We start from the raw sequence: 18,672 nt of genomic DNA, 5'->3' as shown, positions 1-18,672 counted from the left end.
GGCTCGGCACAATGAGCGTTTAGCGTTTAGCGTTTGGAACACACTTCCTGATGATAAACGGGCGGCCTGAAACAGGTATGCCCTATTAAAGGAAAGCTCATAATGACTTGGTTGCTGACTATCAGATATTAAAATGATTGCTGATAAACAGGATAAATCTATGATCAGCTCTGCAGTAACTGCCACCAGGCAGCGCGCACAACGTCATCGCGACCACCTGTTGCAAGGGTGTGAACGGTTGATGCAATGGACGCTGGTATTACTGGTGGCCAGTATGACCTTCGCGATTTCATGGCAAGTCATCTCCCGCTATGTATTCAATGCGCCGGGCATGTGGACCCAGGAATTTCTTCGCTACGCCTTAATCTGGCTGGGCCTGCTCGCCGGTGGCTACTGCTTTGTCATTGGCCGACATCTCAACTTGCCGCTACTGATTGAAAAACTCTCGGCCCGCAATGCAGCGCGGCTCAATCTGTTCAACGCCCTGCTAACGCTGGTATTCGGTGTAATTTTCTCCCTCGCCGGTTACCAATCGCTACTCGACAATATGGCAATGAAAACCGCCATCTTCAGAATTCCGGTAGGCCTTTTGCAGTCGGTGATGTTGATTTGTGGCCTGGTGATTGTGCTCTCTCAACTGGTCTCGCTTTACCGTTTGCTCACCGGTGGTCTGGCGCGCTTTAGCGACCTGCTGGCGACCGCCGCGGTGATGGGCCTGGCCCTGCTACTCTGCGGGTGGTTTTCCACAACCGACGTGTTTCACTACCTGGTAACGGAACATCTGGAAATTTTTGCGCTGCTGGTATTGTTTGGTGCTTTTCTGATTTTTTTGATATTGGGCAGCCCCATCGCCATTGGTCTGGCTTATGCCGGTTTGTTCACCCTGGCGTTACAAGTGGATCTCGATAAAATTTTTCCGACCGCCGGGCAAACTATCTTCAACGGATTGGACAGCTTCGGTTTTCTTGCGCTGCCATTTTTTATTCTCGCCGGCAGTATTATGAGTCAGTCCGGTTTGGCGCTGCGGTTGATTGATCTGGCGATGTTGATTGGTCGTCGCATACCCGGCAGTTTGTGGCAGTCCAACGTGGTAGGCAATATGCTCTTCGGTACGCTGTCCGGTTCCGGTATTGCGTCTGCCTCGGCTATCGGCGGCATTATCACGCCGGTGGCTCGCGAAAAAGGCTACCACATGCCAACCACCGCTGCGGTCAACGCCGCATCGGCACCGTGCGGTATGTTGATTCCGCCCTCCGGCGCCCTGATTGTTTATTCATTAATTACCGGTGGTGGCGCCTCTATTATTGCCTTGTTTATGGCCGGTTATGTGCCCGGCATTATGATGGGCGTGGCGGTAATGATTTCCGCCTGGTTGATGGCAAAAAAGCGTGGTTACAAAGCGGAAGAGGGCGGTTGCAGTGCTGGCGAAGTGCTGCGGGTAATCTGGCGTGCGCTGCCGAGTTTGTTGCTGGTGGTGATCGTTATCGGCGGTATTCTTGGTGGCGTGTTTACCGCCATTGAAGGTTCCGGGGTGGCGGTGCTCTACAGCCTGGTTCTGGCACTGCTTTATCGCTCGCTGTCTGCAAAAGCATTTTTTGCCATTTTTCTTGATACCGCTATTGTGTCCGGCGTTATTCTTTTTCTTATCGCTTGCTCCGGCATGATGAGCTGGACGATGACCTTTTCCTATATTCCTGACACGGTGGGTAATTTACTGACCGGTTTCAGCGAAAATAAAACCGTGGTGCTGTTACTCATTGTGCTGGTGTTGTTGGTGGTGGGAATTTTTATGGATATGTCGCCGGCGATGCTGATTTTTACTCCTATCTTTTACCCGGTCGTCACTTCGCTTGGCGTTGACCCGGTGCATTTCGGCATTATTATTGTTTACACCCTGTCCTTGGGTTTGGTAACGCCGCCGGTAGGCACCGTGTTATTTGTCGCGTGCAGTATTTCCGGTGAAAAAATCACCGATTTGATAAAGCCGCTGCTGCCTATTTTTCTTTTTCAAATGATTGGTTTGCTACTGATTGTGTTCTTCCCGGCAATCAGCCTGGCATTGCCACGGCTTTTCGGTTTGTAAACCGGCAGGGCGTTTATTGGCTGTCAGTGCGCATTCATAACCGCCGCTATTTTCTGATTCAGTGACTACGGAGATTTCATGCTTTTAAGAAATATAACAACACTTCTTCTGGCAGTATCCGTCTGCCAGCCTGCATTGGCTAATAACCAGGTTGTCACTTATGACGTACCGCAAAAGGCGCTTTATAGTCACCACAATGATGACTTTACGGTGCGGGTCAGAATACCCGGCGGGGAGTGGCAGGATTTGTATGAATACAACGTAAAAGTAGACCACGATAAACCACGCGATGCGTCTATGGTTCATTTTGATATGGATGGCGAGGTAGAGGTATCAGTTAAAAAAAATAATGGCGATGTGTCGCGCGTTGAAATCCGCCCGGCGTCGGCCAAGGTCAAACCTACCTTAAAAGGCAATACTGCCAGGTTTACATTGAAAAACCCGGCCAACCTTTCCATCGAGTTTGATGGCGACCGTCTGCATAATTTACACCTGTTTGCCAACCCTCTTCAAACCGACATACCCAACGAAGCTGACCCGGATGTCATCTGGTTTGGGCCTGGCGTTCATACGCCGCCGCAAGATACCGAAGGCGCCTTTGTTATCCCTTCCAATAAAACCGTTTATATCCATGGCAGTGCTCTTCTGCAAGGCAAGCTGCTCATTAATAACGCGCACAACGTAAACGTGGTGGGGCGCGGCATTATTGACCAGGGCGGGCGAGGGTTTGAAGTTACAAAGTCGGAACATATTACCCTTGATGGCCCGGTTGTTATCAACCCGAAACATTACACGGTTTACTGCGGACAAACCCGCAACCTGACCATCCGCAATATCAAGGCATTCAGTGCCGCTTCCTGGACAGACGGCATCGATATGATGAGCTGCTCCGATGTAGAAATAGATAAGGTATTTTTGCGTACCTCTGATGACAGCATTGCGATTTACGGACACCGTTGGGACTATTACGGTGACTCGCGCAATATTACCGTCACCAACTCCACGCTATGGGCAGATGTTGCTCACCCAATCAATATCGGTTTGCATGGTAATAAAGAGAATCCGGAAATGGTCGAAAATATCATCTTCCGCAATATTGATATTCTTGGTCACGACGAAGACGACCGGAATTATCAGGGTGCTATGGCGATTTCCAACAGTGACAATAACCTGGTGAGAAATGTACTGTTTGAGGATATTCGGGTAGATAGCATTGAAGAGGGCATGCTGTTTAATATCCGTGTTGTTTACAACGAAAAATACAGCCATGCGCCAGGGCGAGGCGTGGAGAATATTACCTTCCGAAATATTACTTCTCGTGCTGATGATATTAACCGCTCCGTTATCGGCGGGTTTTCTGCCGAACGCATGGTGAAAAATATTACCTTTGAGAATGTAACTGTTATGGGTAAACCGTTACACCGTGAAGATATTGATGTAGGTGACTATGTTGAGAATATCACCATAAAACGCTAGGCCCGCCCACACTCATTTTTTCTTCAAATATGACTGGCGCACCTTCTTGCAGGGCGCGCCAGTCATATTTTTTGCTGCCTACATTATTTTTATTCCTCTGCTCGATTTCTTTTTATTGCTTTAAATTGTGACTGCTTATTCAAAAATCATTCTTGTGCAATTTATTTGTTATCGATACCATAAATAAATAACTATTTTAATAAACGTTCAGATTCTTCCGTCGTTACATCGCTCGCCAAAAAAAATAGTAATAACGTTTCTTTCATCATTTTCTCGCCTGATCAATGGAGGTCGTCCATGATAATAAAAATGTGCAGGTCTATCGCTTTCAAGAAAAAAATCATTAAAACAGTCGGTTTTTCAATCGGAGCAGTGTCGTTACTGCTATCGGCACTTGTGGCGCATGCGCAAAGTTTGCCGGTTATTACCGCTTACCAGCCGCCGATTCATCAGGTGGTGGACCCGGTTTCAGGTTTTGTGCACCCGGGTGTTGGTGTGACTAAAGAGGTATTGGAAAATCTTCGTACGCAAATTGCTGCGCAGCAGGAGCCGTGGTTTTCCTACTACAAAGACATGCTTGAATCGCCCGCTGCATCAAGAACGATTACCTCCAGCAATGAGAGCAGCAGTGACCCGACAGCGCCTGCGCACACCGGCTTTGCCAGCCAGGGTGATAACTCCCGGTTTATTGCTGACAGCCTGAAGGTGTATACACAATCCTTGATGTATTACATCACTGGCGATGAAGTCTATCGTGAAAATGCCATGCGTCTTGTACGCATTTGGGCACAAATGAACCCGGCACAATATGCCTATTTCAGTGATGCGCATATTCATACCGGAATTCCGTTAAACAGAATGCTCACCGGTGCGGAAATTTTACGCTATACCGATAGCCAGATAGCTGCGCTCGACTGGACAGAAAACGATACGCTGACTTTCACTAATAATTTGGTGATACCGGTTATCGAAACTTTTCAATACGAAAAAAATCATTTCATGAACCAGCATCTCTATCCGCTGATGGGAGCCATGGCCGGTTATATTTTTACCGATAACAAGCCCCGTTACGAAGAGGCGGTAGAGTGGATGACGGTAAACGCCGGTGCGGTTAATCAGGGTTTTAACGGTTCTATCCAGCAATTATTTCGTCTGGTAGATACCGATGCTGCCACCGGGTTGCCGGTGAGTCCTCCGCGTGTTCAACACGTTGAAATGGGCCGCGACCAGGCCCATGGTGGTGGCGATTTGAATAATGCCGCCATTATTGCCCGTATGTTTCTTGCCCAAAATACCCTGGTTGATCCGCTAACCGGCGAGCTTTCTACGGCGGGCAATGCGGTGGACATTTATCAGTTTCTTGATGATCGTATTCTTGCCGCGGCAGATTATTTCTGGCGTTTCATGATCGGCTATGAAACGCCCTGGACGCCAACGCCCTTTTCTATGGTAGATGGAGATATTTGGGGAATTTACTACCGCTTGTCCGATGCTTATCGTGGCCGTTTGCTTACCGCCAATTTCTGGGATGTGTATTACTACTACACCTATGTTCGCAACGAAAATGTTGAGCAAATTGCGCCCTATTTTTATGAAGCTTTTAAAAAACGGGTGCCCACTATTTATTACCATAACAACGGCTTTGTTAATAACTGGGGCAATGTGGATGGTGGTACTGACTTCTGGATTTATATTCCCCAGCGTGCCGCAGTAGAAGAGGGCGCTGCTCATGTGCCCCGGGCGCACCATGGTTCACGGTTGATTGAAGTCGATGAACTTTATACTTCTCTGGATCAGTACAGTGAAACCCTGGGAACGGGCGAGTCTGCGTATATTCGCCTGACCGCAAGACCCAGCCCAAACCCGGCGGAAATTGCGCTGTTTAATATTTCCTTTAATAACTCGCATTCATCAACCATCGCGTTACGTGTGCGAACCCATGGCGCCGCAACCCTGGCGCTGGCCCACTATTCCGGTGACAAGCCTTACCGTGTGATTGAGCTGCCGGATACCAATAACCAATGGTGGTATGTCGCCTTTACGGTGCCCGCGGTAAGCACTATTACCTGGCTGACTGCAGAAGGTAATAACAGCCTGGTGGATATTGATCATATCAATGTCAATATCATGGACCCCGCCGGTAATTTCACTCCGCCTGCTTTCATACAAGGTAATGAGCCGCTGGTTATCTACAGCTATGTCGGTGCACCGCTTGAGCTGAATTTTACCGCTACCGATGCCGGTGTAACGGATCAACTGAATTATCAATCTGCCGACTTGCCTGCCGGTGCCAGTCTTGATGCTGCCAATGGTGTGTTCAGCTGGACGCCCTCACAGGCAGGCAGCTATGCCTTTATCGTCTCGGTGGATGACGGTGACGTGATGGTGACCAAACGGGTAAGCGTAATAGTGGCTGCGGACCGCGTTGCTGCCATTGACTCTATTGTGCAGAATTATGATGATCAGGAAATTTATACATCTTCCACCCTGGCTGCCTACACTGCCGTTTTCAACACCACTGTGGCTATGTCTGGCGGCGCATCCAATCATGATTTTGCTGCGCAGTTACTGTTGTTGCAGCAAGCTGTTCGCGAACTGAAATTGGTAACACCGTTGCTGGAAGATGGCAGTATGAATTTTCCGGCGATGGTTGCCAGCTCTACTTTTGGTAATGGCGTTGGTGTGTTGATCGACAGCAACGATGACACCTTTACCGGGTTTCTGCGTTATGCAAATCCATTTCATACCCTCGACTTTGGGCTTGATTACAAAGTCAGCGTCACTGAAATCGGAATTCAGGCGCGTATGAATTTTGCGGATCGCGGTGCCGGTGTTACGGTATTTGCCTCTAACGATAATCAAAATTGGCAGCGCATCACGCCCGGTGAATCGCTCTTCCAAGGCGCGATGACCATGTTACCGGTTGACTCTGCTTTTCATAACGAGCGTTATCGTTATTTGAAGTTTCAGATGGTCACTCACCACCCCGATGCGCTGCGCCGCGAATACCAGAATATTATGGAGCTGGCCGAGATCAGAATTCGCGGCCAGGCTTATGAATCCGGCAATCAGATAGCGGCCATTGAACCGGTGGGCAATCCCGGTGTTGCCGGTCTTATCGGCATAGGTGATACGCTGGAGTTTACCTTGACGGCCAAGGAGCCGATCGCCAACCTGCAAGTGCAAATTCAAGGAGTAAACGCCGTTGCAACCTCTTCCGATGGTATTCATTGGCAGATTGGCGCAACGCTGAATGGCAATGTTCGCCCCGGTACGGTCAGTTACTACGTTCAATATATAACCGTTAGCAGCGGTGCATCGCTGGATGCTTTTATTGAATCGGATCTTTATCTGATCAATAAAAATGATCTTATTGAAAATATCCCAACCAAAGCAGATTTGATTGATCCGTCTACCACGGCGGGTCGCCCTGATCCGGCGGTTACCTTGCAGCAGGTCAATTATCTTTTTGATAATAACCCGGCTACCAGTTCCGATTTTCGGCTGGCGGGTAATGGCAGCGGCGGTTATATCGCCTTCGATTTTCGCGAAAACGGTTCGGTGGCATTAACCGCTGTGGATGTGCTTGCCCGGCAGGATACCTATTTTGGACGCGCCAACGGCACGGTTATTCAGGGATCGAATGACGGTATTAACTGGGCTACCATTTCTTCTGCCGCGCAAGGCGTCTCACAGTGGCAAACACTGACCATTAACAACTCTGCTGCATTTCGCTTTATTCGGATTTTTAACAGCAATGCCTGGTTCGGTAATCTGGCAGAAGTTAAATTCCACGGCAGCTACCTGGGGCCGGTAGATTATCTTGATGCGATCAGTCTGAGCCCCGAAGATACTGCCAATACCAGTGGTCTGGTGTTAAAAGGCGATCGGGTTTTATTATCCATCGTGGCGAATGAACCGCTGGCATCCCTGCAGGCAAAAATTCAGGGCGTTGATGCAGCCGTTACCAGCCAGGATGGTATTCATTGGCAAGCAGCAGCGGTGATGGATGAAACTACTGCAGATGGTTTTATTCAGATCAGTGTGGAATGTACCGCGATAAATACTTCGCCTTGTATTAAAAAGCAAGCGACCACAGACAGCAGCAAACTTTACCTGGTCGATGGCGCAAATCTTGTGACGCTGGATTTTATTGAAAATAATGTGGCGCTGCTCGACCCGAGTACCACCGGCGGACGCCCCAATCCGGTAGCGACGCTTGCAGAACTTGCCAAATTGTTTGATGGCAAACCGGCTACCTCGTCGGACTTTCGCGCCGGATCTGCCGGGTCAAATGCTTACATAGGTTTTGACTTTGGTGATGACAGTGGCATCTGGCTTTCCAGTGTAGATGTACTGGCTAGGCCGGATCAGCTTGCCCGTATTCGCGGTGTTGTTGTGCAGGGTTCCAGCGACGGCACCAGTTGGACGACTATTTCAAACGCCGCGATACAAACTGCCGAGTGGCAAACCCTGGTCATTAATAGCCCGCAATTATGGCGCTATGTGCGCATCTTCAATAACGCCAACTGGTTTGGCAACCTGTCCGAGTTGCGCTTGCATACGGATAATACTGCACCGGTCACTGGTGATAATGCACCTGCAGGTTGGGTGAACCAGGATGTATCGCTAACGTTGGTGGTTGAAGATAACGCAGCGGGCGTTGCGATTACGCACTATCAAATTAATCAGGGTACCGTGCAAACCGGCAATCAGTTTGTTATTAGCGAGGAAGGCGAGCACCAGGTTAGTTACTGGAGTGAGGATCGTGCTGGTAATACAGAGACTACTAAAACTGTCCCGGTAAAAATTGATAAAACCCTGCCGGAAATTGACGTGCTGGTGAATGGCCGTCCGTTAACCGACAACAATAACCTGACTGGCTCACAGCAGCTGGAAATTGTCGTTACCGATGCCTTATCCGGTATTGGTTTGTTGACGATAAAAGTAGACGGCGATGACCAGCCGGTGAACAGCTCCGGTGCTACGCTGATTGACCTCGGCGGCTTTTCCGGCAGCCATGAAATTTTGATTCTGGTAGAAGATAATGCGGGCAACTCGCTGTCTGATCTTTACCTGTTTTCCGTTACGGCCGGGCATTCATCGTCAGACAACTCATCTTCGCATCAATCATCAGCGCAGACATCTTCAACCCCTTCGTCTTCCGGGCAAATTTCATCAGCGCCCGCGTCGTCGGGTAATGCTGCAAGCAGCCACACCAGTAGTGCGGTGATCAGTGCAGCGAGCAGCTCGGTGCTTTCTGCGGAATCATCATCGTTTGCTTCATCCGTGCAGTCCGATATTTCTGCCGCATCATCCTTATCGTCGGTTGCATCGGAAAATGGCAGTGCTGCAAGTTCGGCACCGGTTGTGGAATCCTCCAGTAGTACCGCTCAGGTATTGTCATCTGTTGCCAGCGCTGCTCCCTCCGGAAGTTCCGGAGGCGGCAGTGTGGGTTTATTTGTCCTGTTTTTATCCGGGTTATTATTACTGTCCAGATTTACCCTCTAACTGCATGAGGCGGTTGCCGCAGGAGGTCGGTGCAACTTGCTGGCCTTCGGTTAAGGTAATCGGGTTGCGGAATTTTGTTGGGGCCTTTCGTTTAGGGCATAGGGTTTAGGAAATGGGGTTGAGAGAATTGGACACAGAGCCATTTTTCTCAAGACAAATTGTTCGGGACGAATTCAGCCCCGAACAATCTCGCGCGCTACCAGCATTTTTATCAGTTGATCCATATTATTATCAATGGACGTGTTGGCGGTTTTTAAGTGGATGTCGGGTGCGAGTGGTGTTTCGTAACGGGAATCTATGCCGGTAAAATTTTTCAGGCTGCCGCTGCGGGATTTTTTGTACAAACCTTTGATGTCGCGCTCTTCGCAAACTGAAAGCGGCGTATCTACAAACACCTCAAGATACTCTCCCTCAGCAAACCTCGCGCGCAATTTTTCGCGCATGTGGCGCATGGGCGCGATAACTGCAACCAGAGTAATCATCCCGGCATCCATCAACAGACGCGCCGCTTCGCCGATACGTCGTACGTTTTCCTCCCGGTCTGATTCGCTAAAACCCAGCTCACAGCACAAACCTTTTCTCAGTTCGTCGCCATCCAGCAGATAACAAGGCAGTCCCCGTTGCTGAAGTGCCTGTAACAAAAATGATGCAGTAGTGGTTTTCCCTGCACCACTTAAGCCGGTAAACCAGATAACGCAGGGGCGGTACAGTTGTGATTGATGGTGGGGCATTGGGCTTCCTGGCTGCGGTGTACAAAATTATATCCAGTGAAAAATCAATCAATATGTGCAAGATCGTCGTCAATGACAAGTTGATTTTTCAACCATTATGTAGTTTCAGTACAAACAAATTAATGAGAATAAAAATCAATAACTCTGTTGAAAAGGTGCGGCTCGCCTTTAGGGTTTTGGAAACTTTTCTCTTATCTGTGAATCTCTGTAGCTTTTCCGCAACTATTATGCGCAAAAAGTCTTAAAACGATTTAATCCACCGGCTGTGTTTGCCTAAAGAGTAAAGAACCGTTGATCCCATAGATAAGCATTTTGGGGTGGGCTAATCTTTAGCACGGCTAAATTCACCTCATAATAACCAGAGTTATTCTTTATGGACTATTCGGTAAACCGTCGTGCCATGTTGCGTGGCGCTGTGGCCGGGGCATTAGGCTTGTCCAGCCTTTCTGCACTTGGCGAAGTATCTGCATCATCATCCGTTGCTCTTGACGCACCTTTAAAAGGCAATATCCGTCATTCAGTGGCTCGCTGGACTTTTGATTTTCTCTCGCTTGAGGAACTGTGTCTGGTGGTCAAACGGCTGGGCTTTTCGGCTATTGATCTGGTCGGCCCTGGTGAATGGCACATTCTCAAAAAGCACGGCATTGATTCTTCCATGTGCAACGGTGCCGAGATAGGCCTTGAAGACGGTTGGGGCGATGCCCGTTTTCATAAGCCCTTAATCGAGAGTTATCGTAAAAATATTGATCTGGTTGCTGACGCCGGTTATACAAATTTGATTTGCTTTAGCGGTAACAAACGCGGCAAAGATCCGGAAGAAGGTTTGAAGCACGCTACCACCGGTTTGAAAAAAATTCTCGCACAAGCTGAAAAGCGCGGTGTGATTGTGCAAATGGAATTGTTCAACAGTAAAGTAAATCACCCGGATTATTTTGCTGATAACTCCGCATGGGGTATTGAGTTGTGCAAGCGTCTCGATTCACCCAACTTCAAATTGCTTTACGACATTTACCACATGCAAATCAGCGAAGGCGACATTATTCGCACCATTCAAAATAATCATCAATATTTTGGTCATTACCACACCGCCGGTGTGCCGGGCCGTCATGAAATTGATGATACCCAGGAGCTTTACTACCCGGCTATTGCCCGCGCTATTCAAGCTACCGGTTTCAAAGGTTATGTTGCACAAGAGTTTATGCCCAATCGTGCGACCGATAAGGAAAAAATCGAATCCTTGCAAGCCGCCATTCGCATCTGCGACGTTTAATCCCTGATCAGAGGTTCACTCTATATGTCTACACAACACTTCGATGCCATTGTTGTTGGTTCCGGTATTAGTGGCGGTTGGGCTGCAAAAGAACTTACGGAAAAAGGTTTGAAAGTATTGCTGCTGGAGCGCGGCCGTAATATTGAGCACATTAAAGATTATGTGAATGCCGGCAAAGAACCCTGGGATTATCCGCACCGTGGCCGCCCCACTCAGGAGATGAAAAGAAATCACCCTGTGTTAAAGCGTGACTTTGTGCTGAACGAACCAACACAAGGTATGTGGGCTAATGAGCAAGAAAATCCCTACGTTGAAAAAAAGCGGTTTGATTGGTACCGCGGTTATCACGTGGGCGGTCGTTCATTATTATGGGGGCGCCAAAGCTATCGCTTGAGTGAACGCGACTTTGAAGCCAACCTGCGCGAAGGTATCGCCATTGACTGGCCAATTCGCTACGCCGAAATGGCGCCCTGGTACGATTATGTAGAGCGGTTTGCCGGTATTTCCGGTAATCGTGATGGGTTGGAACATTTGCCCGACGGCCAGTTTTTACCACCCATTGAATTAAACTGTGTAGAAAAAGATGTAGCCGCCCGGGTTAAAAAAGCCTTCGGCGGATCGCGTTTAATTACCAACAGCCGCGTAGCCAATATCACCCAGCCGAAACCGGAACAAGGGCGTGTGAATTGTCAGTACCGTAACAAGTGCTGGCTGGGCTGTCCGTTCGGTGCCTATTTTAGTACCCAATCTTCCACCCTGCCTGCCGCTATGAAAACCGGCAATCTTACCTTGCGTCCTTTCTCCATCGTCAGCCAGGTGCTTTACGATAAAGATAAAAAGCGCGCACGCGGTGTAGAAGTCATTGATGCAGAAACCAATCAAACCTACGAATTTACGGCCAACGTTGTGTTCCTCAATGCCTCCAGTTTTAACTCTACCTGGATTCTGATGAATTCGGCTACCGACATCTGGCCGGAAGGTTTGGGCAGCAGCAGTGGCGAGCTGGGACACAACGTAATGGATCACCACTTCCGTGTGGGTGCGGGTGGCATGGTCGAAGGCTTTGAGGATAAATATTATTACGGTCGTCGTCCGGCCGGTTTTTATATTCCACGCTTCCGCAACCTCGGTAGCGAGAAACGCGATTACTTGCGTGGCTTTGGTTATCAGGGTGCAGCCAGTCGTCAAAACTGGGACAGAGATGTTGCCGAAATGGGCATAGGCGCAGACTTTAAAAATGCGCTGGCTGAACCGGGTGCCTGGACTATCGGCATGACAGCTTTTGGTGAAATGCTGCCACATCACGACAACCGTATTTATCTTGATCGCAAAGTAAAAGACAAATGGGGCTTGCCGGTGCTGGCGATGGACGTTGAAATTCGTGAAAACGAAATCGCGATGCGCAAAGACATGCTGAAAGATGCGGTAGAAATGTTTGAAGCCGCCGGTGTTAAAAATGTTCAGGGTGGCGATTGGGGGTATTCGCCAGGCATGGGTATTCACGAAATGGGTACCGCACGTATGGGGCGTGACCCGAAAACCTCGGTACTCAATGGCTTTAATCAGGTGTGGGATGCGCCCAATGTGTTTGTGACTGACGGTGCCTGTATGACATCGGCATCCTGTGTCAATCCGTCGCTGACTTATATGGCGCTTACCGCGCGCGCGGTAGATCACGCAGTAAAAGAATTGCAAAAGGGGAATCTGAAATGAATCGCCGTGAACTCTTAAAACTGATTTCTGCTACCACCGGTACTGCCATGATCGGCAGCGCTGCGTTTATAAGTGGTTGCGCTACGCCAGCACCGAACGCTTTCGTTTTTTCGCAAAATGATGTGCTGTTACTGGACGAAATTGCTGAAACCATTCTCCCCCGCACCGAAACCCCCGGCGCAAAAGATGCGCAGGTCGGGCAGTTCATGACGGTTTATGTAGGTGCCTGCTACACCCTGGAAGAACAGGCAACCTTCCATAAAGGTTTGCTAACCCTCGAAGAGCGCAGCCAGGCGGTTTATAACCGCAACTTCATGTCGCTGCAGCCCAACGAGCGGGAATCGTTTATCAATACCCTGGATCAGGAAGCACGGGTACATGCGGTAAACAGCAAGGGTAAAGGCGAAATGCACTACTTCACCATGCTCAAGCAACTCACCGTATTCGGCTTCTTCACCTCGGAAATCGGCGGCACCCAGGTGCTTCGCCACGCACCAATCCCCGGACGATACGACGGCGAGCTGCCTTATAAAAAAGGCGATCGCGCCTGGGCTACAACCTGATTCTCGTCAGATAGAAGCCAGCCCGGCCCCCCTTGCGGGAACCGCCGGGCTGGCCTTGTTTCATATCCCTTCGCTATTCCTCATTTCGCTCACTTTCCTCTCGTGCATCGCTTTGACTGACATCTGGCTTGACCCTCGTGCGCGCCATTTCCAGATCTTCGTGCCAGTTAAAAAAGTGCCAAACCGGTCACAAAAAGATCGATTGATATATAAGTAACAAGTTATGATGAGCGTCTGATTTTCTGCCAGATCCATTTTAAAAATAATGATTTTTATATCAACCGGTTATGCCACTTTTGCGCTCATAACGAGGAATACATGAAATTACCGCAGTTCTATGGAAAATCTCCCTATTGGTTGGCACTGATGCTGGGCTGTTTTCTGGCTTTGGCCGGATGTAAGGATGACAAAAAAGTGGATAGCGGGGTTAAGCCCCCCACTGAACAACCTCCTGTGGTGCAACCACCTGTAGAACAACCTCCCACTGAACAGCCACCGGAGCAGCCCGTAACCGTTACTCTGGCGGGGCGCGTTATCGGTGGTAACGATGCTGCAGGTTTCACTCTTTCTCGCATAGATGGCAACGGCGATGCAATCGCCACCTGGACTACCGATGCCGCAGGGTATTACCAGGCCGAGGTTGATGCATCTGACTTCTATCACCTGGTCGCTACACCCATCCAGCCAGGCATTGGTTCTGAAGGCAGTGTAAGCGTGCTAAGAATGAGCTTCTTTGCGGAGGCCTCTGCAGTATCTACCGCAGATAACAGCGAGCTTGAGGCTTTGTGTGAAAGTAGTGAGGCAAGGGTTACTTGTAATATTACCCCTTGGACTACCTTGTTGCTCGCGGTAGCCAATTCGCAAAATACAACTACCGAAGAGATTGCCAATCAACTTCAGGCTATGAACTACTATCATTTGCAGCCCGACGAAGATCCTTTTGTTCTTTATAGAGAAGGTGCTCTCACTGATAGCGATTTTGATGTTGCCGGTGTTCTGGCTCTAATAGAACAAACCGGTGGATTGTCGCGGTGGCTCTCCGCTATGGATAACTGGCTGTCCGCTCCCAATGCCGCAGAAGCTCCCGTATCTGTACCCAGATTTACGGTATCCACTCAGGTATCTGAAGGTGGCTCCGTTTCTGTATCGCAGCAGCAGGTTGCAAGAAGCCAGCAATTGTCTTTGGTTATCACACCGGCACCGGGTTACGGCATCGCCAGTGTAAGCGGGTGCAATGGCAGTCTGAATCAGACAAATTATCAGACGGGGGCAATCACCGCTGATTGTCTGGTCAGTGTTAATTTTGCCAGGGTGCAATACACGCTCGATTATCGCGCGGGGCAGGGCGGCAGTTTGCAAGGTGCGACCTCACAGCAAGTTGCCTATGGTCAGTCCGGTAGTGAAATTACAGCCGTTCCCGGCAGCGGCTATCGTTTTGAAAGATGGAGCGATGGCCGTATTAACAACCCTCGCGTGGATCGCGATGTCACCGCCAACCTGACGTTGACGGCCATTTTTTCTGCTAGCAGCTACCAAATTAATTACACCGCAACTGGTGGTGGAACGATCCTGGGGACGGCTTCCCAGCAAATCAATCATGGTAGCAACAGCACCACCGTGACTGCCGTTCCTGACGCAGGTTTTATATTTGTTAAATGGAGTGATGGTGTGACTTCCAATCCTCGCATGGATTCGAATGTCACAGCGAATATGGCTGTTGAAGCGATGTTCCAGATTGGGCAGTACAACCTCATCTATACCGCGAGTGCCGGTGGCTCATTGAACGGCCTGACATCACAACTCATTACAAGCGGCAATGATGGCTCGACAGTAACTGCAACGCCCAATGTCGGATATGTATTTGTTAAATGGAGTGATGACGTTGCGACCAGCTCCCGTACCGATCTGAATATTACCGCTAATAAATTGGTTGAGGCTATTTTTGAGTTGGCGCAATACAGTGTGGTTTACACCGCAGGTAATGGCGGAACGCTCGGTGGCAATACCTCTCAAAATATTGCGCATGGCAGTAATGGTGCGGCAGTTGCCGCTGTTCCCAACGTCGGTTATAAATTTGTTAAGTGGAGTGATGAATTAATAGCTAACCCTCGTACAGATTTGAATATCACCGCCAATAAGTCAATTGCAGCCATTTTTGAATTGGCGGAATACAGTGTGATTTACTCTGCAGGTAATGGCGGAACGCTCAGTGGCAATACCTCTCAAAATATTGCGCACGGTAGTAATGGCGCAGCCGTCACAGCGGTTCCCAATGCAGGTTATGCCTTTGCTAAATGGAGTGATGGTGTAACAACAAACCCGCGTGTGGACTTGGACATTACGGCCGGTAAATCAATTGAGGCCATTTTCGAGTTGGTGCAATACAGCGTAATTTACACCGCAGGTAATGGCGGAACTCTCAGTGGCAATACTTCTCAAAATATTTCACACGGTAGTAATGGAGCTGCCGTCACAGCGGTACCCAATGCAGGTTATACCTTTGTTCGATGGAGTGATGATATAACGACAAATCCACGTATTGACTTGAACATAATCGCTAATAAAACTGTTGAAGCTATTTTTGAGCAGACGCAATACAGTGTGGTTTACACTGCAGGTAATGGCGGAACACTAAGTGGTAACGCCTCCCAAAATATTGCGCATGGTAGTGATGGTGCAGCTGTCACAGCAGTTCCCAATCCAGGTTATATCTTTGCTAAATGGAGTGATGATGTAGCAGAAAATCCGCGTGTTGATTTGAATATTACCGCCAGTAAATCGGTTGAGGCTATTTTTGAGTTGGCGCAATACAGTGTGGTTTATACGGCAGGTAATGGCGGAACGCTCAGTGGCAATACCTCTCAAAATATTGCGCATGGCAGTAATGGCGCAGCCGTCACAGCGGTTCCCAATGCAGGTTATACCTTTGCCAAATGGAGTGATGATGTAACGACGAATCCACGTACGGATTTGAACATAACTGCTAACAAAACGGTTGAAGCCATTTTCGAGCCGGTGCAGTACAGCCTTACTTATACCGCTGCTGCCGGAGGGACCATCAGCGGTACGACGTCGCAAACTGTGGCTCATGGAAATGATGGTTCAATCGTGACTGCCGTTCCTGATGCCGGTTACCTATTTGTTAAATGGAGTGATGATGTCGCGACCAGCGCCCGTACTGATCTGAATGTCACTGCTAATAAATCGGTTGAGGCTATTTTTGAGTTGGCGCAATACAGTGTGGTTTACACCGCAGGTAATGGCGGAACGCTCAGCGGCAGCACTTCCCAGAATATTGCGCATGGTAGTAATGGTGCAGCAGTCACTGCTGTTCCTGATGCGGGCTATGCGTTTGTTAAGTGGAGCGATGACCTGACAACCAATCCTCGGACGGATTTGAATATCACCGCAGACGCATCGATTGAAGCCATTTTCGAGTTGAAGCAATACACGGTTAATTACGATGTGGCAACTGGCGGCAGCTTGTCCGGCCAAGCCTCCCAGGCTATTAATCACGGTAGTGATTCCACCAGCGTTACCGTTGTGGCGGATAACGGTTTTGTATTCAATCAGTGGAGTGATGGAAGCACCGATAACCCTCGAGTTGATGTTAATGTCACCAGCAACATTTCTGTTGTTGCTTCATTTACCCGCACAGCAATCTCGCTAAATATTGCTGAAGAACATCGTGATGTTATTAATAGCAGTGGTGCTGTTCAGGAGTTAAACCTTCTCAATAGTGCAGGCGCTACTGCGGAGTACTTGTTGGTGCCAATGAATTTCACGCGTGACAGCAATCTGCAATTAACAGTGGATGTGTCAAATAATTTGCTGCCCAATAACGGAAGTGCTCCCTCGACAGGTACTGCACTGTTACAAGATTCAAGTCTGGTTAATCGCAAAAACCACGTTGCGGAATATCAGCTAAGACGTGGCACCGTGGGAACAGGAACACCGACCTCCCCAATTTCCGTAATTCCTGCCGGCGTTACACCAGGTGTTGGCGATGTATGGAGCCTCAATTCAAAACTGGACAGCTTGTGTGAAGTTGGCACGGCAGCGAATGCAACGATTAGATATGTAGGTACCAATATCATCGTAGTTTCTGACAATGACAATCCAGCAGGTGGTTTCACGAGTACACAATACGAAACACTGGGCACTACGGTTGATTCATTCTATTCAACGATCACAACAACATTGGGAACACCGTCAGATAAGGACTCCAATGGCAAGATCGTTATTTTTATGACAGCGGGTGTGAATAGATTGTCTCCTCCTGCATCCTCTGTGGTCAATGTGGCAATGTATTCTCCTCGCGATGCGCTTACACAAAACGAATGCCCGACAAGTAACCTTGGTGAAATTATTTATGTGCTTGCGCCGGACCCAACCGGTGCAATTAACTCTAACGTACGTACCGTTAGCTATGTTGAAGGTAGTGCTCCGGCACAAATTGCGCATGAATTGGCACAGCTTATTATCGATAGTCGCCGTATTGCAGCAGGGTATGATTTTGGAGAGAGCTGGCTGAATGAAGCACTTGCAGCAATCGCAGTAGAAAAAGTATTTTTCCTGAGATCCACGCTTAATCCACTGCAAAATATTGTATTAAGCAACCTGACAACAGGCGCCAATGCCAGTGTAAAAGTTGCCGCATTCAATACTTATATCAACAGCTACTTCACAAACTATCGTCTCTGGCTTCAATCCCCTACTCGTTTGGGAGTGCTTGATAGTTCGGGCAATGAGTTGGCTTCGCGTGGTTTAAACTGGGCATTTTTACGCTATGTTGCAGACCGACATGCCAATTTATCGCTGGCAATTGAAGGGGCGATGTACCGCAACCTGGTGGATAGCCCGTACACTGGAATCACCAACCTGGAAAATTTGATCAATGATGACGCAAATACCTGGTTGCATGATTTCCTTATGTCAGTTTATCTCGATGACTATCCTGGTATTGGCCTCTCGGGCTCAACAGGAAAATATTCAGCCACCAGCTGGAATTACCGCTCTGTTTACGGTGGTTTGGGAGGATTCCCTCTGCGCGAGATGGCAATACCTGCTGGAGGAACAACAACAGCAATTCCCTATGCAAAAGATGGTGGCGCTGGCTACATTCGTATTGCAGTGGGTGCAGGAGAAACTGCGACGATTCGATTAACACCGGTAGCGATACCCGATCAAGAGGCGAGTTACACCCTGATTCGTTTGCAATAAACGAAGCCCCGGGTTGCTCTTTTGTAAAATAAAAAGGGTAACCGTAATAAGGTGTTTAAGGTCAAGCCACAACATTTATATGTTGTGGCTTTTTTTTATTAA

At 48.8% G+C, this 18,672-nt stretch carries 8 protein-coding genes; 7 read left to right on the top strand and 1 reads right to left on the bottom strand.

The annotated features are described in order from the left end of the window. Positions 1-160: 160 nt before the first annotated feature. From C4F51_RS15240 to C4F51_RS15230, 3 genes are all read left to right on the top strand, one after another. Positions 161-2,083 (top strand): TRAP transporter large permease, encoded by a 1,923-nt coding sequence (locus tag C4F51_RS15240; RefSeq protein WP_193911243.1) that lies wholly within the window; start codon positions 161-163, stop codon positions 2,081-2,083. A gap of 78 nt (positions 2,084-2,161) precedes the next feature. Next, positions 2,162-3,559: a glycosyl hydrolase family 28 protein gene (locus C4F51_RS15235; RefSeq protein WP_193911241.1), complete on the top strand. Its 1,398-nt coding sequence runs from the start codon at positions 2,162-2,164 to the stop codon at positions 3,557-3,559. Between the two features lie 372 nt (positions 3,560-3,931). Then, complete coding sequence (locus tag C4F51_RS15230) at positions 3,932-9,070, top strand: discoidin domain-containing protein (RefSeq protein ID WP_193911239.1); 5,139 nt, start codon at positions 3,932-3,934, stop codon at positions 9,068-9,070. Positions 9,071-9,243: 173 nt separating this feature from the next. Here the strand turns inward: C4F51_RS15230 and cysC are convergent, their stop codons facing one another. Then, a complete protein-coding gene (cysC, locus tag C4F51_RS15225) occupies positions 9,244-9,801 on the bottom strand; it encodes an adenylyl-sulfate kinase (RefSeq protein WP_193911238.1) in 558 nt (185 codons plus the stop codon). A gap of 373 nt (positions 9,802-10,174) precedes the next feature. On the opposite strand from cysC, the gene C4F51_RS15220 reads away from it, so the two are divergent. The 4 genes from C4F51_RS15220 (at position 10,175) to C4F51_RS15205 (ending at position 18,570) form a co-directional block, all read left to right on the top strand. After that, entirely contained in the window at positions 10,175-11,071 is an 897-nt protein-coding gene (locus tag C4F51_RS15220; protein ID WP_193911236.1) for a hydroxypyruvate isomerase family protein, read from the top strand. A 24-nt stretch (positions 11,072-11,095) separates the two neighbouring features. Next, positions 11,096-12,784 (top strand): GMC oxidoreductase, encoded by a 1,689-nt coding sequence (locus tag C4F51_RS15215; RefSeq protein WP_193911234.1) that lies wholly within the window; start codon positions 11,096-11,098, stop codon positions 12,782-12,784. Further along, positions 12,781-13,347 (top strand): gluconate 2-dehydrogenase subunit 3 family protein, encoded by a 567-nt coding sequence (locus C4F51_RS15210; protein WP_193911232.1) that lies wholly within the window; start codon positions 12,781-12,783, stop codon positions 13,345-13,347. The genes C4F51_RS15215 and C4F51_RS15210 overlap by 4 nt, the downstream gene beginning before the upstream one ends. A gap of 318 nt (positions 13,348-13,665) precedes the next feature. Beyond that, entirely contained in the window at positions 13,666-18,570 is a 4,905-nt protein-coding gene (locus C4F51_RS15205) for a beta strand repeat-containing protein (protein WP_193911230.1), read from the top strand. The last annotated feature ends 102 nt before the right edge of the window (positions 18,571-18,672 follow it).

This window comes from Cellvibrio polysaccharolyticus (assembly GCF_015182315.1).
Taxonomy (GTDB): domain Bacteria; phylum Pseudomonadota; class Gammaproteobacteria; order Pseudomonadales; family Cellvibrionaceae; genus Cellvibrio; species Cellvibrio polysaccharolyticus.
This window is presented reverse-complemented; position numbering and strand designations above follow the sequence as displayed.